This is a genomic window from Dickeya oryzae (assembly GCF_020406815.2).
Taxonomy (GTDB): Bacteria; Pseudomonadota; Gammaproteobacteria; order Enterobacterales; family Enterobacteriaceae; genus Dickeya; species Dickeya oryzae.
On record NZ_CP162670.1, the window covers coordinates 4,451,068 to 4,473,504 of the forward strand.

The following is a 22,437-nucleotide window of genomic DNA, read 5'->3' on the forward strand; positions in this document are numbered from 1 at the left end:
TGTCAGGCACCTAAACCTTGTTGTTAACAACATGGTTCAGGTGCCCCTGTAACGAATGCTCGCAGCGCTATCGGGCTGGGATTACTCTTCTTCCAGCTCGATGTTGATACCCAGGGAGCGGATTTCTTTCAACAATACGTTGAAGGACTCCGGCATACCCGGTTCCATCCGGTGATCGCCATCCACGATGTTTTTGTACATCTTGGTACGGCCGTTCACGTCATCGGATTTCACCGTCAGCATTTCCTGCAGGGTATAGGCTGCGCCGTAAGCTTCCAGCGCCCACACTTCCATCTCACCGAAGCGCTGACCACCGAACTGCGCCTTACCACCCAACGGCTGCTGGGTAACCAGGCTGTAAGAGCCGGTTGAACGGGCATGCATCTTGTCATCAACCAAGTGGTTCAGTTTCAGCATATACATGTAGCCCACGGTAACCGGACGCTCAAACTGCTCGCCAGTACGGCCGTCGAACAACGTAATCTGACCGGAAGTCGGCAGATCACCGAGTTTCAGCAACTCTTTGATCTCGTTTTCCTTGGCACCGTCGAACACCGGCGTGGCGATCGGCATACCTTTCTTCAGATTCTCCGCCAGACGCAGAACCTCTTCATCGCTGAAGGTGTTCAGGTCGACTTTCTGGCGTACATCGTTGCCCAGGTCATAAGCGCGCTGGATGAACTCACGCAGTTTGGCCACTTCCTGATGCTGCTTGAGCATGGCGTTGATCTTGTCACCGATGCCTTTCGCTGCCATACCCAGGTGGGTTTCCAGAATCTGACCGATGTTCATACGTGATGGTACGCCCAGCGGGTTCAGTACGATGTCGACCGGCGTGCCGTTCTCGTCGTAAGGCATATCTTCGATCGGGTTGATCTTGGAGATAACACCCTTGTTACCGTGACGACCTGCCATCTTGTCACCCGGCTGGATCTGACGTTTAACCGCCAGATACACCTTAACGATCTTCAGCACGCCCGGTGCCAGATCATCACCCTGGGTGATTTTGCGACGTTTGGCTTCGAGTTTCTTCTCGAATTCGTGTTTCAGCTCGTCGTACTGCTCAGCCAACTGCTCCAGCTGATTCTGCTTCTCTTCGTCGGTCAGACCCAGTTCCAGCCAACGCTCGCGCGGCAGCTTGTCCAGTTTGTCGGCTTCAACGCCACCGGCAACCAGCACATCATGGATACGGGCAAACAGACCGGCTTCCAGAATCTGCAGTTCTTCAGTCAGGTCTTTCTTGGCCTGCTTGAGCTGCATTTCTTCGATTTCCAGCGCACGTTTGTCTTTTTCCACGCCATCGCGGGTAAAGACTTGTACGTCGATAACCGTACCGGAAACACCGTTCGGCACACGCAGAGAAGAGTCTTTCACGTCAGACGCCTTCTCACCGAAGATCGCGCGCAGCAGTTTCTCTTCCGGCGTCAGCTGCGTTTCGCCTTTCGGCGTCACTTTACCGACCAGGATATCGCCGCCGGTAACTTCCGCACCGATGTAAACGATACCGGATTCATCCAGCTTGGAGAGTGCCGCTTCACCCACGTTCGGGATATCAGCCGTGATCTCTTCTGGCCCCAGCTTGGTGTCACGGGACACACACGCCAGTTCCTGAATGTGGATAGTGGTAAAACGGTCTTCCTGTACTACACGCTCGGAAACGAGGATGGAGTCTTCGAAGTTGTAACCGTTCCACGGCATGAACGCGACGCGCATGTTCTGACCCAGCGCCAGTTCACCGAGGTCGGTAGACGGGCCATCAGCCAACACGTCGCCGCGCTCAACCGGCTCACCCAGTGACACACATGGCATCTGGTTGATACAGGTGTTCTGGTTGGAACGGGTGTATTTGGTCAGGTTGTAGATATCGATACCTGCTTCGCCCGGATACATCTCTTCTTCGTTAACTTTGATAACGATACGAGAAGCATCGACGTACTGCACGGTACCACCGCGTTTAGCAACCGCAGTTACACCGGAGTCAACGGCAACAGCACGTTCCATACCGGTACCAACCAGCGGCTTATCAGCACGCAGGGTCGGAACCGCCTGACGTTGCATGTTCGCACCCATCAGGGCGCGGTTGGCGTCATCGTGTTCCAGGAACGGGATCAGTGAAGCACCCACGGAGACCACCTGTTGGGTGGAAACGTCCATGTAGTCAACCTGATCACGGCTGAACAAGCTGGATTCGCCTTTGCTACGGCAGGTAACCAGTTCATCGATGAAGTGGCCTTCGTCATCCAGGTTGGTGTTCGCCTGAGCAATAACGTAGTTGCCTTCTTCGATCGCCGACAGGTAATGAATTTCGTCAGTGACCACGCCATCGCGTACACGGCGGTACGGGGTTTCCAGGAAACCATACTCGTTAGTCTGTGCATACACGGACAGCGAGTTGATAAGACCGATGTTCGGACCTTCCGGCGTTTCGATAGGACATACACGACCGTAGTGAGTCGGGTGTACGTCACGCACTTCGAAGCCAGCACGTTCACGGGTCAAACCGCCAGGGCCGAGAGCGGAGATACGGCGTTTATGCGTAATCTCAGACAACGGGTTGTTCTGGTCCATAAACTGAGACAGCTGGCTGGAACCGAAGAACTCTTTCACCGCCGCAGAAATCGGTTTGGCATTGATCATGTCCTGCGGCATCAGCGTATCCAGGTCACCCAAGGACAGACGCTCTTTCACTGCACGCTCAACACGCACCAGACCAACGCGGAATTGGTTTTCCGCCATCTCACCGACAGAACGGATACGACGGTTGCCCAGATGGTCGATATCGTCGACTTCGCCTTTACCGTTACGAATATCGATGAGCTTTTTCATCACATCGATAATGTCTTCTTTGCTCAGGATACCGGAACCTTCGATTTCCTCACGCAGCAAAGAACGGTTGAACTTCATGCGGCCAACCGCTGACAGATCGTAGCGATCTTCAGAGAAGAATAGATTTTCGAACAGCGTTTCGGCAGCTTCACGTGTCGGCGGCTCACCAGGACGCATCATGCGGTAGATCTCAACCAGCGCGCTCAGGCGATCGTTGGTTGGGTCAACACGCACGGTCTCGGACATGTACGGGCCGTGATCCAGATCGTTGGTGAACAGCGTTTCAATACGCTTGTGACCGGACTGACTCAGTTTAGCCAGCAGATCCAGCGACAGCTCCATGTTCGCCATAGCGATCACTTCACCGGTGCTTTCGTCCACATAGTCTTTCGCCAGCACTTTGCCTGCGATGTATTCAACCGGTACTTCGATACGTTCGATACCGTCTTTTTCCAACTGACGGATATGGCGCGCGGTGATACGGCGGCCTTTCTCAACGTAGACTTTACCGTCGGCTTCGATGTCGAACGAGGCGGTTTCGCCACGCAGACGTTCCGGCACCAGTTCCATCTGCAACTTGTTGTTGTGGATTTCATACACCACTTTATCGAAGAACAGGTCCAGAATTTCTTCGGTGGAGTAATTCAATGCGCGCAGAATGATGGTAGCCGGCAGTTTACGGCGACGGTCGATACGGACAAACAGGTTGTCTTTCGGGTCGAATTCAAAGTCCAGCCAGGAACCACGGTAAGGAATAATACGTGCGTTATACAGCACCTTACCGGAAGAATGGGTTTTACCCTTATCGCTGTCAAAGAAGACGCCAGGACTACGATGTAACTGAGAAACGATAACGCGCTCAGTACCATTGATAACAAAGGTACCGTTGTCGGTCATGAGCGGGATTTCGCCCATGTACACTTCTTGTTCTTTAATGTCTTTAACGGTGCCTTCTGGCGCTTCGCGCTCGTAGATCACCAGACGCAGTTTCACGCGTAGCGGCGCAGAGTAGGTAACGCCACGGATTTGACATTCCTGAACGTCAAAAACCGGCTCACCCAGACGGTAGCTGACATATTGCAGTTCAGAGCTGCCGCTGTAACTTGAGATAGGGAATACGGAACGGAATGCAGCTTCCAGACCATACTGACCTTCCGGATCTTGCTCGATGAACTTCTGGAACGAGTCAAGCTGGATAGAAAGGAGATATGGGATATCCAAAACTTGTGGACGTTTCCCAAAATCCTTACGAATACGTTTTTTCTCGGTATAGGAGTAAACCATAGGGTTCCTCAGCTCGCTGACAAGTCGACCCACTTTGTCCGCCCTGATAAGGACGGTTCATGCAACACCATTTATGTCGATCGGAATATGGAACACATTCCGCAATACCTGTTTCTATCACTCTTAAACCATTTCATTGCGCTTTACGCAGGACAGACTGCTCTGGCGCAGTATATTAAGTCGTCGATAGAAACAAGCATTGATGGGAAACCGGCAGTCAAACAGTGTGAAACGCTACCGGCACCCTACAGCGCAAAAAGGCTGGTGACCAAAAAGTCACCAGCCATCAGCCTGATGACTCAGGCTGCAACCGGAAGGGTTGGCTTATTTAACTTCAACTTCAGCGCCAGCTTCTTCCAGAGATTTTTTCAGAGCTTCAGCGTCATCTTTGCTCACGCCTTCTTTCAGGGCAGCCGGAGCAGATTCAACCAGGTCTTTCGCTTCTTTCAGACCCAGGCCAGTTGCGCCACGTACTGCTTTGATAACAGCAACTTTGTTAGCGCCAACAGCTTTCAGGATAACGTCGAACTCAGTTTTCTCTTCAGCAGCTTCAGCCGGGCCAGAAGCAGCTACAGCAACAGCGGCAGCAGCAGAAACGCCGAATTTTTCTTCCATTGCAGAGATCAGCTCAACAACGTCCATTACAGACATAGCGGCTACTGCTTCAATGATTTGATCTTTAGTGATAGACATAACAATTGTTCCTAACAATCAGAAAAAGTTTATACGTTAGCAAATGCGATAACAGGAAAAGCGCGATTACGCGGCTTCTTTCTGATCGCGAACAGCAGCCAGAGTGCGGACCAGTTTGCCTGCAGAGGCTTCTTTCATGGTCGCCATCAGGCGTGCAATTGCTTCTTCGTAAGTCGGCAGAGTAGCCAGACGGTCAATTTGAGCCGCCGGAATCAACTCACCTTCAAAGGCTGCCGCTTTGACCTCAAATTTTGCATTCGCTTTCGCGAACTCTTTGAACAGACGAGCAGCTGCGCCCGGGTGTTCCATCGAGTATGCAATCAGGGTCGGACCAACAAACGTGTCTTTCAGGCATTCGAATTGAGTGCCTTCAACGACGCGGCGCAGCAGGGTGTTACGAACAACACGCATGTATACGCCAGCTTCACGACCTGCTTTACGCAGTTCAGTCATTTTATCTACGGTAACGCCGCGGGAATCCGCAACTACCGCAGACAGCGCGCCTTTGGCAACTTCGCTGACTTCAGCAACAATCGCTTGTTTGTCTTGAAGATTTAATGCCATTAGCTTTTGCTCCTGGATTTAGCCGGAAAAAATTTCCGGAACTCACTTCACCCGCCACCAACTTAGTAGACAGGCGTTAAAACACGGTGAGCAGAATCCAGCAGGACTATTCTTTAAAAAAGAATAAAAATGTTCTTTAGGCTCTGTCACCGTCTACGCAGGAAAATTAAGTTTCTAACGAAACACCTGCGGTCTTGGACGGAGGCCTGGATAGGCCAGGCTCCAACCGAAAAAATCGTCTCTTGTTCATTTACAGAACAACGGGCGTAAGATTATAAAGAAATCCCTCGCCCGGGTAAAGAGGAACAAAAGCTATCAGTTAGCGACTGCGTTCAGACCGCTCTGATCGATGGCAACACCAGCACCCATGGTGGTGGAGATGCTAACTTTCTTGATGTACACGCCTTTAGCCTGAGCCGGTTTCGCTTTTTTCAGCGCAATCAGCAGAGATTCCAGGTTTTCTTTCAGTTTGTCCGCGTCGAAATCAACCTTACCGATGGTGGTGTGGATGATACCGTTCTTGTCGTTACGGTAACGAACCTGACCTGCTTTGGCGTTTTTCACTGCTTCAGCAACGTTCGGTGTTACGGTACCGACTTTCGGGTTCGGCATCAGGCCACGCGGCCCCAGGATCTGGCCCAGTTGACCAACAACGCGCATTGCATCTGGAGAAGCAATAACAACGTCGAAGTTCATCTCGCCTTTCTTGATCTGATCAGCCAGGTCGTCCATACCAACCAGGTCTGCGCCAGCAGCTTTTGCCGCTTCAGCGTTAGCACCCTGGGTAAATACGGCAACGCGAACAGTACGGCCAGTACCGTGCGGCAGTACAGTTGCACCACGAACGTTCTGGTCAGATTTACGTGCATCGATGCCCAGGTTTACGGCAACGTCAACACTTTCAACAAATTTAGCAGTGGCCAGCTCTTTGAGCAGGGCAACGGCTTCGTTGATGTCATACTGTTTGGTTACATCAACTTTTTCACGGATCACGCGCATGCGCTTGGTCAGCTTAGCCATTTCTTAGTCCTCCACTACCAGGCCCATGGAACGAGCAGTACCTTCGATGGAACGCGCCATGGCTTCCACGCTGGCACCCGTCATGTCCGCTGCTTTAGTCTGGGCAATTTCCAGAACCTGAGCACGGGTCACTTTACCTACTTTGTCTTTGTTCGGCTTACCGGAACCAGACTTAATGCCAGCTGCTTTTTTCAGCAGTACAGATGCCGGCGGAGTTTTGGTAACGAAAGTGAAGGAACGGTCGGCGTAAACAGTGATAACAACCGGAATCGGCAGACCCTTTTCCAGGCTTTCTGTCTTGGCGTTGAATGCCTTACAGAATTCCATGATGTTAACACCCTGCTGACCCAGAGCCGGACCAACTGGCGGGCTCGGGTTAGCCATACCAGCTGCAACCTGCAGCTTGACATAGGCTTGTACTTTCTTGGCCATTTAACTTTCCTCTAATGGGTAATAGCGCTTCGTAAAGAAGCTCCCCGCGTTTTATAAACATGTTACACGTCTTAATGACGCATAAAACAAAGGCGCGAAATTGTAGGTCAATTTCGCGCCGGATACAAGTATCGAATTCAGGCAATAATTAGCCTTTTTCCACCTGGCTGAAATCCAGCTCAACAGGGGTTGCTCGACCAAAGATAGATACAGAAACCTTCAGGCGGCTCTTCTCGTAATCGACTTCTTCCACCACACCGTTGAAATCGGCAAACGGGCCATCGTTGACACGTACCATTTCGCCCGGCTCGAACAACGTCTTCGGCCGTGGTTTGTCGCCCACCTGTTGCAGACGATTCATGATAGCGTCGACTTCTTTATCGCTGATCGGTGCTGGGCGATCGGAGGTCCCCCCGATGAATCCCATGACACGAGGCACACTGCGGACTAAATGCCAGCTGGCATCGTCCATCACCATCTGCACCAGTACATAGCCCGGGAAGAATTTACGTTCGCTCTTACGACGCTGGCCACCACGAATCTCAACCACTTCCTCAGTCGGTACCATGACTTCGCCAAAGTGATCTTCCATGCTATGGAGTTTGATATGCTCACGCAAAGACTGCGCTACGCGACCTTCAAAGCCAGAAAACGCCTGAACGACGTACCAACGTTTCTTTGGAGCTTCAGACATCTTAGAACCTCAGGCCAGTAATGAACGATACCAGACGCACCAGAATGCCATCCAGTCCCCATAAAATCAGCGACATAACGGCAGTTACAGCAGCAACGATCAGAGTGGTATGCAACGTTTCCTGTCGGGTCGGCCAGATCACCTTGCGAACTTCGGTCCGGGCTTCACGTGCAAACAACACCGTTGCTTTGCCTTTTGTCGTCAGCAATGCCACGCCGCCTGCAGCAGCAATTAAAACAACGACAGCCAACGCACGCAAAGGCAAACTGAATTCACGGTAGTAATAGTTACCTACAATTGCCGCGATCAGTAATACTGCAACGACCAGCCATTTCAGCGCCTCAAGACCACGCCCGCTCTCCTGAGCTTCGGTATTCGCACTCATAAACCAACCTGTCACTAGATTCAGACAAATAATTTTGCCCTGCCGTAAGGGCAAACCAGACCGGATGCGTTCTAACCTCAAGCTATCCGGGACTCACACCGCTTACACAGAGCCCATCTCACCAATGATTATACTGCACAATCGCTGATGAGATAGGTTCTACGACGACAGCGTAGAAAAAGGGCATCAAATGATGCCCTTTTACCGCATGTTGCGTCAAATTTTATCAGCAATTAAGCGATAACTTTGGCAACCACGCCGGCGCCTACAGTACGACCACCTTCACGGATAGCGAAACGCAGACCGTCGTCCATCGCGATCGGAGCAATCAGGTTTACAACCATCTTGATGTTGTCGCCAGGCATAACCATTTCCACGCCTTCCGGCAGTTCGATGGTGCCAGTCACATCAGTAGTACGGAAGTAGAACTGCGGACGGTAGCCTTTGAAGAACGGCGTGTGACGGCCACCTTCGTCTTTGCTCAGGATGTACACTTCAGATTCGAACTGAGTGTGCGGCTTGATTGAGCCCGGTTTAGCCAGTACCTGACCACGCTCAACTTCATCACGTTTGGTACCACGCAGCAGAACACCTACGTTCTCGCCCGCACGGCCTTCGTCCAGCAGTTTACGGAACATTTCAACGCCGGTACAGGTGGTTTTCGTGGTGTCTTTGATACCCACGATTTCCACTTCTTCACCCACTTTGATGATGCCGCGCTCTACACGACCGGTCACTACAGTACCACGGCCAGAGATAGAGAATACGTCTTCGATCGGCAGCAGGAACGGCTTGTCAATCGCACGCTCAGGTTCCGGAATGTAGCTGTCCAGTGCTTCAGCCAGTTCGATGATTTTCGCTTCCCACTCGGCATCGCCTTCCAGCGCTTTCAGCGCAGAACCGCGGATTACCGGCGTGTCGTCGCCCGGGAAGTCGTACTGAGACAGCAGCTCACGCACTTCCATCTCAACCAGTTCCAGCAGCTCTTCGTCATCAACCATGTCACATTTGTTCAGGAACACGATGATGTACGGAACGCCTACCTGACGACCCAGCAGGATGTGCTCACGAGTCTGCGGCATCGGGCCGTCAGTCGCAGCAACTACCAGGATCGCGCCGTCCATCTGGGCAGCACCGGTGATCATGTTTTTCACGTAGTCGGCGTGTCCCGGGCAGTCAACGTGCGCGTAGTGACGAGTCGGGGTATCGTATTCAACGTGAGAGGTGTTGATGGTGATACCACGCGCTTTTTCTTCCGGCGCGTTGTCGATCTGGTCGAATGCACGAGCCTGGCCACCGTAGGTTTTTGCCAGAACGGTAGTGATGGCAGCGGTCAGCGTTGTTTTACCATGGTCAACGTGGCCGATAGTACCGACGTTAACGTGCGGTTTTGTACGTTCAAATTTTTCTTTAGACATCGATTGTCCCTCTAAGACACGGATAAATCGGTGGTATCACCACATCAACCAAGCAATTACTTGCTGAGCTTTTAACAGAAAGAAAATCAGGAGGAAAATAAAGAAGTGGTGCTGATAGGCAGATTCGAACTGCCGACCTCACCCTTACCAAGGGTGCGCTCTACCAACTGAGCTATATCAGCACATCTAATTGGAGCGGGCAGTGGGAATCGAACCCACATCATCAGCTTGGAAGGCTGAGGTAATAGCCATTATACGATGCCCGCATCCTGGAACTCGGCTACCTGATTTCTCTGTATAACATCAAAGCAAGGTACAATTTATATTGTTACCTTGCTTTTCTCGATTCGGTTTTCTTATCACTACCGCATCGATTGCATCCTGTTACCAGGATTGAATTTGGTGGTGGGGGAAGGATTATTCGTCGCTTCGCTTCTCACCCTTCGGGCCGCGCTACGCACGTTGTCTCGCGTTGCTCGACTCGAACCTTCTTGAAGGTTCTCACCTTCCCCAACGTGACTTATTTGGCTTATCACATTGGTTCAGTCGCTTTTACGACTTGAATTTGGTGGTGGGGGAAGGATTCGAACCTTCGAAGTCTGTGACGGCAGATTTACAGTCTGCTCCCTTTGGCCGCTCGGGAACCCCACCTGATTGTATGTACTTGATGGTGCCGGCTGCCGGAATCGAACTGGCGACCTACTGATTACAAGTCAGTTGCTCTACCTACTGAGCTAAGCCGGCATCAAGTGCTGCGCATTCTAGGCAGAGGGGCCGGTCTATGCAACAAAAAAATTGCCAAAAATGCGCTATCGCTTAGATTTTGCACAAAATCGAATACTGTTTCACATTACTGTCAGTTATTCGTGCAAATAAACATCAGGATACACACCGAAAGCCGCTTGAACAGGTGGTTTTCCGGACACTCGCTCAATGATATGCCGCTTGTTATTGTTGGCTCTTTGCGCATCGTAACTCATCCCCGAAAGCAACATTAATCCTCTTTAGGCACTCCGGAGTACGAGATTAGGTATTTAGTCACTTTTATACGCCTTACGCCTGCATCACGACTGCAGACCGATAGCCATTGCATGAGAATATCTTCCGGTCTTGCACCGTATAGCACATATGCTTCTATATTGTTCATCCTGATGCCTTTATCACAGGTATCAGGGCCGATGCAGATTTTTGCTTCTTTTCCTGACCCCCATGGTGGTAACCTGCCTGCTGGACGATAAATTATTATCAGGAAAGGACGCTGTGGCTGTTACCTGTCCAGCTTTCCGGTGTCTCAGTTTCATGCACTGAAACCTGGCTGTTTCCCTTCCTTACCGGTAGCGTCAAGCAGAAACACATTTATGACTAATAAAGCGCAATCTTTCGCCACGCCTTATCTTCAATTCAATCGCCAGCAGTGGGCCAACTTACGAGATTCGGTACCATTGACCCTGACTGAAGAAGAAATTATCAAACTTAAGGGCATTAACGAAGATCTGTCTTTAGATGAGGTTGCAGAGATTTATCTGCCGTTGTCTCGTCTGCTGAATTTCTACATCAGCTCCAACTTACGGCGCCAGGCAGTACTGGAACAGTTTCTGGGAACCAACGGGCAGAAAATTCCCTATATCATCGGTATTGCTGGCAGTGTTGCCGTAGGGAAAAGTACAACGGCGCGTGTGCTACAGGCATTACTCAGCCGCTGGCCAGAACATCGTAAAGTTGAGCTGATTACTACCGATGGCTTTCTTCATCCGAATAAAGTGTTGCAACAAAAGAATCTGATGAAGAAAAAGGGATTCCCTCAGTCGTACGACATGCATAGTCTGGTGAAATTCGTCTCTGAAATAAAATCGGGCGTTCCTTGGGTAACGGCACCAACATATTCACATTTGACCTACGATATTGTTCCTGACTGCAATAAAGTTATAGAGCAGCCAGATATTTTGATCCTTGAAGGACTAAACGTATTACAAAGCGGAATGGACTATCCTCACGATCCTCATCGTGTTTTTGTATCCGACTTTGTGGATTTCTCAATTTATGTCGATGCACCGGAAGACCTTCTGAAGAGTTGGTATATCAACCGTTTTCTGAGATTCAGGGAAGGAGCTTTTACTAATCCAGATTCTTACTTCCACAATTATGCAAAGCTGACAAAAGAAGAAGCCATTAACATCGCCTCACAGTTGTGGTTAGAGATTAATGGACTGAATTTAAAGCAAAATATATTACCAACGCGTGAACGAGCCAGCCTGATTATGACAAAAAGTGCTAATCATGCCGTCGAGTGTGTTCGTTTAAGAAAATAAAATAGAGGGGGATATTACCCCTCTATTATTTACCATCCACGCAAGGAAATTTCACCACCGATATAGGAACGAATTTCACCATCCTGCTCCAGTAGCAGAGCACCCTGGTTATCAATGCCCTTATCAACTCCAACTATTTCACGGTTGCCGACAATTAACTTCACTGTACGGTTATAAAAATTATCCAGTGAACTCCAGCGAGAAATAAAGGGGGCCAATCCTTGTTGTTCATAAACCGCCAATGCTGTACGCAGTTCTGTGATAAGTTTTACAGCAAGACTATTACGGTTAATATCGATCCCGGCCTCTTGTAAATTAATCCATTCTTGATTGATCACATTTGAACCCGATGAATTCATTCGCAGGTTAATGCCCGCACCAATTACCAGATGTGCTGCATCACCTGTTCGGCCATTTAACTCTACGAGGATGCCAGCCAGCTTCCTGTCATTCAGATACAGATCATTAGGCCATTTTACTCGTACCCCTTCAGCTCCCAACTGGTGCAGAACCTCGGCCATAACGATACCGATCACCAGACTGACACCAACTGCAGCGGCTGGTCCTTGTTCCAGGCGCCAATATAGAGATAAATAGAGGTTACTGCCAAAAGGAGAAAACCATTGCCGTCCACGCCGCCCTCGCCCAGCCTGCTGATACTCGGCAATGCACGCATCACCTGATGATATTGAGTCAAGGCGATCCAAAAGATATTGGTTGGTAGAATCAATAACAGGTAAAACAGCAATATTACCGTCGGGTATTTTTGAGCAGATCTCATCTGCATCAAGCAACTGAATCGCAGAGGAAAATGAGTAACCTTTCCCAGTTACCGTATATACATCCAGCCCCCACTCTCTAATGGTCTGGATATGTTTATTGATAGCGGCACGACTCATCCCCATCAGTTCACCGAGGTATTCTCCCGAGTAGAACTCCCCATCAGAAAGAATAGAGATTAGCTTTAACGGGACGGTATAATCTTTCATGACAATGCCCCCACCGCATCGACTTCACCTCGTGCAGCAATAAAACGCACTTCAGGCTCAAGCCACACATCAAATTTTGCGGCAACTTGATTCCTGACATAGCGTGCCAGCGCAATCAACTCATCACTGCTTGCACCACCTTTATTCACCAGCACAAGCGCTTGCTTATCATGCACAGCAGCCTGACCTATCTGATACCCTTTTAACCCACATTGATCGATCAACCAGCCTGCCGCTAGTTTTACATCACCCGTTGGTTGGGGGTAATGAGGTGCATTCAGATAATGTGTCAAAATATGCTCAGCAATTACTGAAGGAACAACCGGGTTTTTGAAGAAACTTCCAGCATTCCCCATTACTTTAGGGTCGGGCAATTTACTTCGCCTCATCTGACAGACAGCATCAAACACATCTCTTGACGTCACGGTCGTTGGATCAAGCCGGGTCAGATCACCATATTCCAGAATAGGCTTCCAATTCTTGGATAGACACAACCCTACAGCAATAATGGCAAACCCATCCTGATATTCATGTTTAAAAATACTATCGCGGTACCCAAATCGGCACTCCTGCGCATTAAGTCGGTTCACCTCACCGGTATTAAGATTCAGTACATCGACATAGGCACAGACATGTTTTAAATCCACCCCGTAAGCACCGATATTCTGAATAGGAGCAGACCCAACACATCCCGGAATTAAGGCTAGATTCTCTAAACCAGCAATCTGATGTGCTAACGTATATTCCACTAACTGATGCCAGTTCTCACCAGCCCCTACATGGAGCATCCATTCAGATTCGGTCTCATCGACCTCAATGCCCTTGAGCCGATTGATAAGGACGATACCGTGAAAATCCCCAAGGAAGAGTATATTGCTCCCTTCTCCCAATATCAGCGTTGGTAACCCATGCTGACGAGCGCGCTGCCACTCAGACAACAGTTCTGTTGTATTTTCGATAATGACAACGTCTGTCGCAAAAGCCGATAGGGAGAAAGAATTGAATGCTTGGAGAGATATGGCAGAACTCGTCATGGCGCTAAATACCCAGTAAACAGTTAGTCATAGTCTAACTGATCCTGAGTCATTATTGAGGGATGTTTTATTCGCAAATCGCGCCGAAAATGTTAGATACCGGAAGTGATTACCCGGAGGATCAACGCGGCCGCCGGGTTGCAGGCATAAAAAAACCCCCGGCGCTAACCGGGGGTTCTCTGTTTGATGCCTGGCAGTTCCCTACTCTCGCATGGGGAGACCCCACACTACCATCGGCGCTACGGCGTTTCACTTCTGAGTTCGGCATGGGGTCAGGTGGGACCACCGCGCTCTCGCCGCCAGGCAAATTCTTTTGACGTCTGTTCAACGTCCTGATTCTTCATGTCGCCGTGTATCGCTACACCACGCCATCCAATCCTCGAACAAGCTAAAATCTCGTCTCTGTCTCTCTCACCAAAACACCTTCGGTGTTGTAAGGTTAAGCCTCTCGGGTCATTAGTACTGGTTAGCTCAACGTATCGCTACGCTTACACACCCAGCCTATCAACGTCCTCGTCTCGAACGTCCCTTCAGGGGAATCTAGTTCCCAGGGAAGACTCATCTCGGGGCAAGTTTCCCGCTTAGATGCTTTCAGCGGTTATCTCTTCCGCACGTAGCTACCGGGCAGTGCCATTGGCATGACAACCCGAACACCAGCGGTGCGTTCACTCCGGTCCTCTCGTACTAGGAGCAACCCCCCTCAATCTTCCAACGCCCACGGCAGATAGGGACCGAACTGTCTCACGACGTTCTAAACCCAGCTCGCGTACCACTTTAAATGGCGAACAGCCATACCCTTGGGACCTACTTCAGCCCCAGGATGTGATGAGCCGACATCGAGGTGCCAAACACCGCCGTCGATATGAACTCTTGGGCGGTATCAGCCTGTTATCCCCGGAGTACCTTTTATCCGTTGAGCGATGGCCCTTCCATTCAGAACCACCGGATCACTAAGACCTGCTTTCGCACCTGCTCGAGCCGTCACTCTCGCAGTCAAGCTAGCTTATGCCTTTGCACTAACCTCCTGATGTCCGACCAGGATTAGCTAACCTTCGTGCTCCTCCGTTACTCTTTGGGAGGAGACCGCCCCAGTCAAACTACCCACCAGACACTGTCCCCAGCCCGGATTACGGGCCCAGGTTAGAACATCAAACATTAAAGGGTGGTATTTCAAGGTTGGCTCCATGCAGACTGGCGTCCACACTTCAAAGCCTCCCACCTATCCTACACATCAAGGCTCAAGGTTCAGTGTCAAGCTATAGTAAAGGTTCACGGGGTCTTTCCGTCTTGCCGCGGGTACACTGCATCTTCACAGCGAGTTCAATTTCACTGAGTCTCGGGTGGAGACAGCCTGGCCATCATTACGCCATTCGTGCAGGTCGGAACTTACCCGACAAGGAATTTCGCTACCTTAGGACCGTTATAGTTACGGCCGCCGTTTACCGGGGCTTCGATCAAGAGCTTCTCCTTACGGATAACCCCATCAATTAACCTTCCGGCACCGGGCAGGCGTCACACCGTATACGTCCACTTTCGTGTTTGCACAGTGCTGTGTTTTTATTAAACAGTTGCAGCCAGCTGGTATCTGCGACTCCCCTCAGCTCCATCCGCAAGGGACTTCACCAACAGGAGCGTGCCTTCTCCCGAAGTTACGGCACCATTTTGCCTAGTTCCTTCACCCGAGTTCTCTCAAGCGCCTGAGTATTCTCTACCTGACCACCTGTGTCGGTTTGGGGTACGATTCAATGTTACCTGATGCTTAGAGGCTTTTCCTGGAAGCCGGGCATCTGTCACTTCAGCACCGTAGTGCCTCGTCATCACGCCTCAGTGTTAACAGCAGACCGGATTTACCTGGTCCACCCACCTGCACGCTTAAACCGGGACAACCGTCGCCCGGATGACATAGCCTTCTCCGTCCCCCCTTCGCAGTAACACCAAGTACAGGAATATTAACCTGTTTCCCATCGACTACGCTTTTCAGCCTCGCCTTAGGGGTCGACTCACCCTGCCCCGATTAACGTTGGACAGGAACCCTTGGTCTTCCGGCGTGCGGGTTTTTCACCCGCATTATCGTTACTTATGTCAGCATTCGCACTTCTGATACCTCCAGCAGCCCTCACAGGCCACCTTCACAGGCTTACAGAACGCTCCCCTACCCAACAACACCTAAGTGTCGCTGCCGCAGCTTCGGTGCATGGTTTTAGCCCCGTTACATCTTCCGCGCAGGCCGACTCGACCAGTGAGCTATTACGCTTTCTTTAAATGATGGCTGCTTCTAAGCCAACATCCTGGCTGTCTGGGCCTTCCCACATCGTTTCCCACTTAACCATGACTTTGGGACCTTAGCTGGCGGTCTGGGTTGTTTCCCTCTTCACGACGGACGTTAGCACCCGCCGTGTGTCTCCCGTGATAACATTCTTCGGTATTCGCAGTTTGCATCGGGTTGGTAAGCCGGGATGGCCCCCTAGCCGAAACAGTGCTCTACCCCCGAAGATGAATTCACGAGGCGCTACCTAAATAGCTTTCGGGGAGAACCAGCTATCTCCCGGTTTGATTGGCCTTTCACCCCCAGCCACAAGTCATCCGCTAATTTTTCAACATTAGTCGGTTCGGTCCTCCAGTTAGTGTTACCCAACCTTCAACCTGCCCATGGCTAGATCACCGGGTTTCGGGTCTATACCCTGCAACTAGACGCCCAGTTAAGACTCGGTTTCCCTGCGGCTCCCCTATTCGGTTAACCTTGCTACAGAATATAAGTCGCTGACCCATTATACAAAAGGTACGCAGTCACACCCTAAAGGTGCTCCCACTGCTTGTACGTACACGGTTTCAGGTTCTATTTCACTCCCCTCGCCGGGGTTCTTTTCGCCTTTCCCTCACGGTACTGGTTCACTATCGGTCAGTCAGGAGTATTTAGCCTTGGAGGATGGTCCCCCCATGTTCAGACAGGATACCACGTGTCCCGCCCTACTCATCGAACTCACAACCTGTGCATCTTCGTGTACGGGACTGTCACCCTGTATCGTGCGCCTTTCCAGACGCTTCCACTGACACACAAGCCGATTCAGGTTCTGGGCTCCTCCCCGTTCGCTCGCCGCTACTGGGGGAATCTCGGTTGATTTCTTTTCCTCGGGGTACTGAGATGTTTCAGTTCCCCCGGTTCGCCTCATTAACCTATGGATTCAGTTAATGATAGTGTGACGAGTCACACTGGGTTTCCCCATTCGGGTATCGTCGGGTATAACGGTTCATATCACCTTGCCGACGCTTTTCGCAGATTAGCACGCCCTTCATCGCCTCTGACTGCCTAGGCATCCACCGTGTACGCTTAGTCGCTTAACCTCACAACCCGAAAGTGTCTCGGGATATGAGTATTTTGAGAGACTCGAACAACACATGAATTCTCACTCACATGCTGTCGTTTCAATTTTTCAGCTTGTTCCGGATTGTTAAAGAGCAGAATACTTCGCAGCATACTGTTGCCAGTACACTCTGAAGTCATTCGTAAATGGTGGAGCTATGCGGGATCGAACCGCAGACCTCCTGCGTGCAAAGCAGGCGCTCTCCCAGCTGAGCTATAGCCCCATAGATGCATCAACCTTTTCAACCCGCTTAGCCACAGAAACACTCCATACCCTGTCGTGCTCCGTGCAAAAGCACATCGCCAACGCAGTTCGTGAACGTTTCAAGGACAAGTAGAGTTGGTAGGCCTGAGTGGACTTGAACCACCGACCTCACCCTTATCAGGGGTGCGCTCTAACCACCTGAGCTACAAGCCTATAAGGTTTTACTGCTCATCTTCTTCATCAGACAATCTGTGTGGACACCACGCAGGCACTTCTACTCGGTAAGGAGGTGATCCAACCGCAGGTTCCCCTACGGTTACCTTGTTACGACTTCACCCCAGTCATGAATCACAAAGTGGTAAGCGCCCTCCCGAAGGTTAAGCTACCTACTTCTTTTGCAACCCACTCCCATGGTGTGACGGGCGGTGTGTACAAGGCCCGGGAACGTATTCACCGTAGCATTCTGATCTACGATTACTAGCGATTCCGACTTCATGGAGTCGAGTTGCAGACTCCAATCCGGACTACGACGTACTTTATGAGGTCCGCTTGCTCTCGCGAGGTCGCTTCTCTTTGTATACGCCATTGTAGCACGTGTGTAGCCCTACTCGTAAGGGCCATGATGACTTGACGTCATCCCCACCTTCCTCCGGTTTATCACCGGCAGTCTCCCTTGAGTTCCCACCCGAAGTGCTGGCAACAAAGGATAAGGGTTGCGCTCGTTGCGGGACTTAACCCAACATTTCACAACACGAGCTGACGACAGCCATGCAGCACCTGTCTCAGCGCTCCCGAAGGCACCCTCGTATCTCTACAAGGTTCGCTGGATGTCAAGAGTAGGTAAGGTTCTTCGCGTTGCATCGAATTAAACCACATGCTCCACCGCTTGTGCGGGCCCCCGTCAATTCATTTGAGTTTTAACCTTGCGGCCGTACTCCCCAGGCGGTCGATTTAACGCGTTAGCTCCGGAAGCCACGGTTCAAGACCACAACCTCCAAATCGACATCGTTTACAGCGTGGACTACCAGGGTATCTAATCCTGTTTGCTCCCCACGCTTTCGCACCTGAGCGTCAGTCTTCGTCCAGGGGGCCGCCTTCGCCACCGGTATTCCTCCAGATCTCTACGCATTTCACCGCTACACCTGGAATTCTACCCCCCTCTACGAGACTCTAGCCTGTCAGTTTTGAATGCAGTTCCCAGGTTAAGCCCGGGGATTTCACATCCAACTTAACAGACCGCCTGCGTGCGCTTTACGCCCAGTCATTCCGATTAACGCTTGCACCCTCCGTATTACCGCGGCTGCTGGCACGGAGTTAGCCGGTGCTTCTTCTGCGGGTAACGTCAATGAACAGACGTATTAAGTCTGCTCCCTTCCTCCCCGCTGAAAGTGCTTTACAACCCGAAGGCCTTCTTCACACACGCGGCATGGCTGCATCAGGCTTGCGCCCATTGTGCAATATTCCCCACTGCTGCCTCCCGTAGGAGTCTGGACCGTGTCTCAGTTCCAGTGTGGCTGGTCATCCTCTCAGACCAGCTAGGGATCGTCGCCTAGGTGAGCCTTTACCTCACCTACTAGCTAATCCCATCTGGGCACATCCGATGGCAAGAGGCCCTAAGGTCCCCCTCTTTGGTCTTGCGACGTTATGCGGTATTAGCTACCGTTTCCAGTAGTTATCCCCCTCCATCAGGCAGTTTCCCAGACATTACTCACCCGTCCGCCGCTCGTCACCCAAGGAGCAAGCTCCTTTGTGCTACCGCCCGACTTGCATGTGTTAGGCCTGCCGCCAGCGTTCAATCTGAGCCATGATCAAACTCTTCAATTTAAAGTTTGATGTGTTTTCCGAAGAAAACGGTGCTCAAAGAATTTACTGTTTATTCGTAATGAATTAACTGTTGTCACTCTTCAAGACTTTCACTAATTTTTTAGTGAAGTGTCCTGCGAGTGCCCACACAGATTGTCTGATTGATTGTTAAAGAGCAGCGCCACTTACCGTGGCCGCGGGTCGCATATATTATGCTTTCCCGACAAGAAGTCAAGCGATATGCGCCTGATTTCTTACTGAAACTGCGCTGGCGTTTCGCCGTTGCCGTGTCAGTGGAGGCGCATTATAGGGAGTTATTCCGGCCTGACAAGCACTAATTTCAAAAATAATCTCGACCGCTCAATATTCACTCACCCACTGTGTTTAATGGCAATTTTTCGAGTGAATGAAAGCCATAACGGCGTAAAACTGGCCAAAGCGCCGCCACTTTAGGCGTGATCGACAAACAATAAGCCAGGTTTTTCTCCGTTGAACATTTAGGGTTATCTAAATGCTCTATCAGCCATGCGGTTCTACGCGCAATTGCCGAGCCAGAGTCAACCAACCGTGTACCATCAGGTAGTACCTGCTGTAGCTCTTCGGTCAACAACGGGAAATGCGTGCACCCTAATACAACCGTATCCGGCGGCTCTGGCAATTTCAGCCACGGACGCAGAATTTTGCGCAGTGCATCCTCAGATACCGATTCACCTTGTAATTTCGCCTCGGCAAACTCAACCAACTCAGCAGAACCCAATAGCAGAATCTGGCAGTCATGGGCAAAACGTGAAATCAGTTCATGAGTATAAGAGCGCTGAACCGTCGCCCGGGTTGCCAATAGGCCTACCACACCGTTTCGGGTGAGTTTTGCCGCAGGTTTAACCGCAGGGACCACCCCAACGACCGGGAAATCAAAACGTGTGCGCAATGCGGGCAGTGAAATCGTGCTGGCAGTATTACAGGCAATAATCACCAGAGATAATGGATGCTGCTTCTCTACTGCTTCGACAATAGAGAGCACACGCTCGATAATGAATTGCTCAGGCTTTTCCCCATAGGGAAAAGCCTCATTATCGAATGCATAAATATAATGTAAGTCCGGCAGCAATTTGCGAACTTCATCATAAACAGACAAACCGCCCACCCCGGAATCAAACACCAGGACCGTCGGGCGGTTGGGTAAATCAGAAACTATAGCTTCCGGTGAGATAGTATTCTCGCCCTGCAGTTCGGTAGCCATATACCGTCTCATAATTCTTATCAAACAGGTTGGCTATTCTAGCACGAACTGTCAGATGTGAGGTGACAGGATATGATGCAGCGATATCCCACAAACTCACCCCAGCCAGCTTCACTCTCTCTGCCGGCGTGGTATTGAAGTTCTGGTCATAACGTTCACCCAGATAGTGATAAGTTACCGTCCAGTCCAGATCGTTGAATTGCCAGTCCAAATCATATTTAAATTGCTGTCTGGCGCGTCGGGTCAATATTTGATTGGTATCGAGATCACGCGGATCCAAATAATCGTACGACAATTTGTGTGACACAAACCCGGTATCAAATGATGCTGTCGCTTCAACGCCCTGTAGGCGGGCACGACCTACATTCACATTCGCGAAAGTTGGCGCACTGCCGCTCTGGATTAAATTATCCACATCATTACGATATGCTGACACATGCCAGTTCACCGGCCCCGTCAAGCCTTCAATACCGCCTTCCCACTGCTTGCTTTCTTCTGGCTTAAGGCTCGCATTTCCAGAGAATGACCCGTAAAGCTGGCCGATGGTTGGTGCTTTGTAGCCCGTTCCATAAGATGCCAGCAAACGATAACCATTAACGAATTCCCATGCGGCACTGCTTTGCCAGGTGGTATGTTGACCAAACTGGGAACTGTCATCGCTGCGCAGTGCCCCTTCAAGGGTGACCGGGCCGAATGCCTGTAACGCGGTGGTATAAATACCGGTATTACGGAGCTCATAACCATTAGCGATAAAGTTTGTGCCAGGTTCAGTGGTTTGTTTCTGCCAGTCAACGCCCGCACCGACATTGCCCTTTCCTACCTGAACACTGTTGCTCCACTGAACGTTGTACTGTTGGATATCATCCAGAGTGGCAGAAATATCAGAAATACCAAAACGCGGGTCATAGTTATAGTCTTTGCTATGGCTATAACTGGTAATCAGTTGAGATGACCAAATATCCTTGTGGTAACGAAGTCCGCCATCCCAGGATTGGCTATAGAGCTGCCGGGTATCAGGAAAGGCCTCCGACCGATTGAGACTGGCTGTCCCATCGTACGCCGTCCGGTTATCAAAGCCGTATCCACGAACAAACCCGCTGACATTCTCACTGAACTGATGTTCGACATTTCCGTATACCGTTTTGCTCATGAAACCATCGCGATCAGGCTGGGCGGGGTCTCCAAACGAATCGGGCAGGTTGGCGACAACATCAAACCCTCTGGTATAGGTGTAATTCCCGGCAAAGGTTGCCAGTGTATTCGCGCCCAATTGCTGTTGGGTGGAGGCGTCATAAGACTGATAACCATTGGAGCCGATCCCCGTGGACAGGGTTGTGCCTTTTTTCTCTCGGGTCGTAATGATATTCACCACGCCGCCAATCGCATCCGAGCCATAAACGGCTGAGCGCGGCCCACGGATATATTCCACTTTCTGAACCAGGGAAATCGGGATTTGGCTGATATCAGAAGAACCGCTGACACCAGCCTGATTCAGCCGTACACCATCAATCAATACCAATACATGGCTTGATGACGCACCACGGATAAATAACCCACTCAGTTGCCCTAAGCCACCGCTCTGGTAGAGATCCACCCCCGGCAACCGTCGCATAACGTCGGTCAGGCTTTTTGACTGCCAACGGTCAATATCATCACGCGTCACTACCGTCGTGGGGGCCAACACGGTGGAAATAGGTTGGGGGAAACGATTGGCGGTCACCACCATTGCATCACTATTGCTGTCTTGTTGTGTGTTGTCGCTACCCTGCGCCCATCCGGAAAAAGCCGTGGCTACCGTCGCCGCCAGCATCGTTATTTTTTTATTAAGCATGTTAAGAAGCATCCAAACTGAATTGGCAGGATGCCGCATCCTCACGATCGATAGCACGCGATGACCATGAAATAGTGCGACGTACTCCGGCAGGTCTTCGGGCTTGGGTGCAGCCATTAACTGGCGCGGCAACGATGACTTCCCATCCGTCAGGACAGTGTCTATACCTATTATCGTTGCCCATTCCCCTTACCGCTGCGCGTCAGCTCCAGATTCACACTGGATTCCCTTTTCACTTGCGAGGCAAGACCGGATGCTCATGCTACGATCGAGGCGGGTAGATGTCTAGACTTCCATTTTTAGATAAGCGAATCCGTACAGCAAGACTGGACATCCCCTCTGGATTCCC

At 50.8% G+C, this 22,437-nt stretch carries 13 protein-coding genes, 6 tRNA genes, 3 rRNA genes, 1 other RNA gene and 1 riboswitch; of the genes, 1 reads left to right on the top strand and 22 read right to left on the bottom strand.

Annotated elements, in window-relative coordinates; translation table 11 throughout:
• Positions 1-81: 81 nt before the first annotated feature.
• From rpoB to LF929_RS19670, 13 genes are all read right to left on the bottom strand, one after another.
• Positions 82-4,110, bottom strand: coding sequence for a DNA-directed RNA polymerase subunit beta (gene rpoB / locus LF929_RS19610; protein ID WP_038903028.1), 4,029 nt, complete (start codon positions 4,108-4,110; stop codon positions 82-84).
• Positions 4,111-4,434: 324 nt separating this feature from the next.
• Positions 4,435-4,803 carry a 50S ribosomal protein L7/L12 gene (gene rplL / locus LF929_RS19615; protein WP_016943873.1) on the bottom strand — a complete coding sequence of 123 codons (369 nt, stop codon included), beginning with the start codon at positions 4,801-4,803 and terminating at the stop codon, positions 4,435-4,437.
• A 66-nt stretch (positions 4,804-4,869) separates the two neighbouring features.
• Positions 4,870-5,367 carry a 50S ribosomal protein L10 gene (gene rplJ / locus LF929_RS19620; RefSeq protein WP_012882962.1) on the bottom strand — a complete coding sequence of 166 codons (498 nt, stop codon included), beginning with the start codon at positions 5,365-5,367 and terminating at the stop codon, positions 4,870-4,872.
• 315 nt (positions 5,368-5,682) lie between these two features.
• Positions 5,683-6,387, bottom strand: a complete 705-nt coding sequence (gene rplA, locus LF929_RS19625) for a 50S ribosomal protein L1 (protein ID WP_016943874.1) — start codon at positions 6,385-6,387, stop codon at positions 5,683-5,685.
• 3 nt (positions 6,388-6,390) lie between these two features.
• The gene (gene rplK, locus LF929_RS19630; RefSeq protein ID WP_016943875.1) at positions 6,391-6,819 is read right to left on the bottom strand and encodes a 50S ribosomal protein L11; all 429 of its coding nucleotides are present in this window, start codon (positions 6,817-6,819) and stop codon (positions 6,391-6,393) included.
• 148 nt (positions 6,820-6,967) lie between these two features.
• Complete coding sequence (nusG, locus tag LF929_RS19635; protein WP_012882959.1) at positions 6,968-7,513, bottom strand: transcription termination/antitermination protein NusG; 546 nt, start codon at positions 7,511-7,513, stop codon at positions 6,968-6,970.
• Between the two features lies 1 nt (position 7,514).
• A complete protein-coding gene (gene secE / locus LF929_RS19640) occupies positions 7,515-7,898 on the bottom strand; it encodes a preprotein translocase subunit SecE (RefSeq protein WP_013315920.1) in 384 nt (127 codons plus the stop codon).
• Positions 7,899-8,131: 233 nt separating this feature from the next.
• Positions 8,132-9,316, bottom strand: a complete 1,185-nt coding sequence (gene tuf, locus LF929_RS19645) for an elongation factor Tu (protein ID WP_012882957.1) — start codon at positions 9,314-9,316, stop codon at positions 8,132-8,134.
• A gap of 106 nt (positions 9,317-9,422) precedes the next feature.
• Positions 9,423-9,498, bottom strand: a tRNA-Thr gene (locus tag LF929_RS19650).
• Positions 9,499-9,507: 9 nt separating this feature from the next.
• Positions 9,508-9,582: transfer RNA gene (locus tag LF929_RS19655), tRNA-Gly, on the bottom strand.
• 134 nt (positions 9,583-9,716) lie between these two features.
• Positions 9,717-9,841: non-coding RNA, RtT sRNA (locus LF929_RS19660), on the bottom strand.
• Between the two features lie 41 nt (positions 9,842-9,882).
• A tRNA-Tyr gene (locus LF929_RS19665) sits at positions 9,883-9,967 on the bottom strand.
• Between the two features lie 17 nt (positions 9,968-9,984).
• Positions 9,985-10,060: transfer RNA gene (locus LF929_RS19670), tRNA-Thr, on the bottom strand.
• A 614-nt stretch (positions 10,061-10,674) separates the two neighbouring features.
• Between LF929_RS19670 and coaA the strand changes: the two genes are divergently transcribed.
• Positions 10,675-11,625, top strand: coding sequence for a type I pantothenate kinase (gene coaA, locus LF929_RS19675; RefSeq protein WP_038906745.1), 951 nt, complete (start codon positions 10,675-10,677; stop codon positions 11,623-11,625).
• A gap of 29 nt (positions 11,626-11,654) precedes the next feature.
• On the opposite strand, the gene birA is transcribed toward coaA, so the two are convergent.
• From birA to btuB, 9 genes are all read right to left on the bottom strand, one after another.
• Positions 11,655-12,614: a bifunctional biotin--[acetyl-CoA-carboxylase] ligase/biotin operon repressor BirA gene (birA, locus tag LF929_RS19680; RefSeq protein ID WP_226093678.1), complete on the bottom strand. Its 960-nt coding sequence runs from the start codon at positions 12,612-12,614 to the stop codon at positions 11,655-11,657.
• Positions 12,611-13,648 (bottom strand): UDP-N-acetylmuramate dehydrogenase, encoded by a 1,038-nt coding sequence (murB, locus tag LF929_RS19685; RefSeq protein ID WP_226093677.1) that lies wholly within the window; start codon positions 13,646-13,648, stop codon positions 12,611-12,613. The genes birA and murB overlap by 4 nt, the downstream gene beginning before the upstream one ends.
• 188 nt (positions 13,649-13,836) lie before the next feature.
• Positions 13,837-13,952, bottom strand: a 5S ribosomal RNA gene (gene rrf, locus LF929_RS19690).
• Positions 13,953-14,083: 131 nt separating this feature from the next.
• Positions 14,084-16,990, bottom strand: a 23S ribosomal RNA gene (locus tag LF929_RS19695).
• 167 nt (positions 16,991-17,157) lie between these two features.
• Positions 17,158-17,233, bottom strand: a tRNA-Ala gene (locus tag LF929_RS19700).
• A gap of 117 nt (positions 17,234-17,350) precedes the next feature.
• Positions 17,351-17,427, bottom strand: a tRNA-Ile gene (locus LF929_RS19705).
• A gap of 69 nt (positions 17,428-17,496) precedes the next feature.
• Positions 17,497-19,038: ribosomal RNA gene (locus LF929_RS19710) — 16S ribosomal RNA — on the bottom strand.
• Together the 16S, 23S and 5S rRNA genes with 2 tRNA genes alongside form the textbook arrangement of a ribosomal RNA operon.
• 346 nt (positions 19,039-19,384) lie before the next feature.
• A complete protein-coding gene (gene murI / locus LF929_RS19715) occupies positions 19,385-20,257 on the bottom strand; it encodes a glutamate racemase (protein WP_038905957.1) in 873 nt (290 codons plus the stop codon).
• The gene (gene btuB / locus LF929_RS19720; RefSeq protein WP_210175825.1) at positions 20,202-22,088 is read right to left on the bottom strand and encodes a TonB-dependent vitamin B12 receptor BtuB; all 1,887 of its coding nucleotides are present in this window, start codon (positions 22,086-22,088) and stop codon (positions 20,202-20,204) included. Before btuB ends, murI begins: the two co-directional genes overlap by 56 nt.
• 70 nt (positions 22,089-22,158) lie before the next feature.
• Positions 22,159-22,357, bottom strand: a riboswitch (cobalamin riboswitch).
• Positions 22,358-22,437 lie beyond the last annotated feature (80 nt).

What these genes read in the sequence shown, in the direction of transcription:
- birA (WP_226093678.1), bottom strand. Translation starts at nt 12,614, where the DNA reads ATGAAAGATTATACCGTCCCGTTAAAGCTAATCTCTATTCTTTCTGAT.
- murI (WP_038905957.1), bottom strand. Translation starts at nt 20,257, where the DNA reads ATGGCTACCGAACTGCAGGGCGAGAATACTATCTCACCGGAAGCTATA.
- rplJ (WP_012882962.1), bottom strand. Translation starts at nt 5,367, where the DNA reads ATGGCATTAAATCTTCAAGACAAACAAGCGATTGTTGCTGAAGTCAGC.
- btuB (WP_210175825.1), bottom strand. Translation starts at nt 22,088, where the DNA reads ATGCTTAATAAAAAAATAACGATGCTGGCGGCGACGGTAGCCACGGCT.
- nusG (WP_012882959.1), bottom strand. Translation starts at nt 7,513, where the DNA reads ATGTCTGAAGCTCCAAAGAAACGTTGGTACGTCGTTCAGGCGTTTTCT.
- murB (WP_226093677.1), bottom strand. Translation starts at nt 13,648, where the DNA reads ATGACGAGTTCTGCCATATCTCTCCAAGCATTCAATTCTTTCTCCCTA.
- rplK (WP_016943875.1), bottom strand. Translation starts at nt 6,819, where the DNA reads ATGGCCAAGAAAGTACAAGCCTATGTCAAGCTGCAGGTTGCAGCTGGT.
- tuf (WP_012882957.1), bottom strand. Translation starts at nt 9,316, where the DNA reads ATGTCTAAAGAAAAATTTGAACGTACAAAACCGCACGTTAACGTCGGT.
- secE (WP_013315920.1), bottom strand. Translation starts at nt 7,898, where the DNA reads ATGAGTGCGAATACCGAAGCTCAGGAGAGCGGGCGTGGTCTTGAGGCG.
- rplA (WP_016943874.1), bottom strand. Translation starts at nt 6,387, where the DNA reads ATGGCTAAGCTGACCAAGCGCATGCGCGTGATCCGTGAAAAAGTTGAT.
- rpoB (WP_038903028.1), bottom strand. Translation starts at nt 4,110, where the DNA reads ATGGTTTACTCCTATACCGAGAAAAAACGTATTCGTAAGGATTTTGGG.
- rplL (WP_016943873.1), bottom strand. Translation starts at nt 4,803, where the DNA reads ATGTCTATCACTAAAGATCAAATCATTGAAGCAGTAGCCGCTATGTCT.
- coaA (WP_038906745.1), top strand. Translation starts at nt 10,675, where the DNA reads ATGACTAATAAAGCGCAATCTTTCGCCACGCCTTATCTTCAATTCAAT.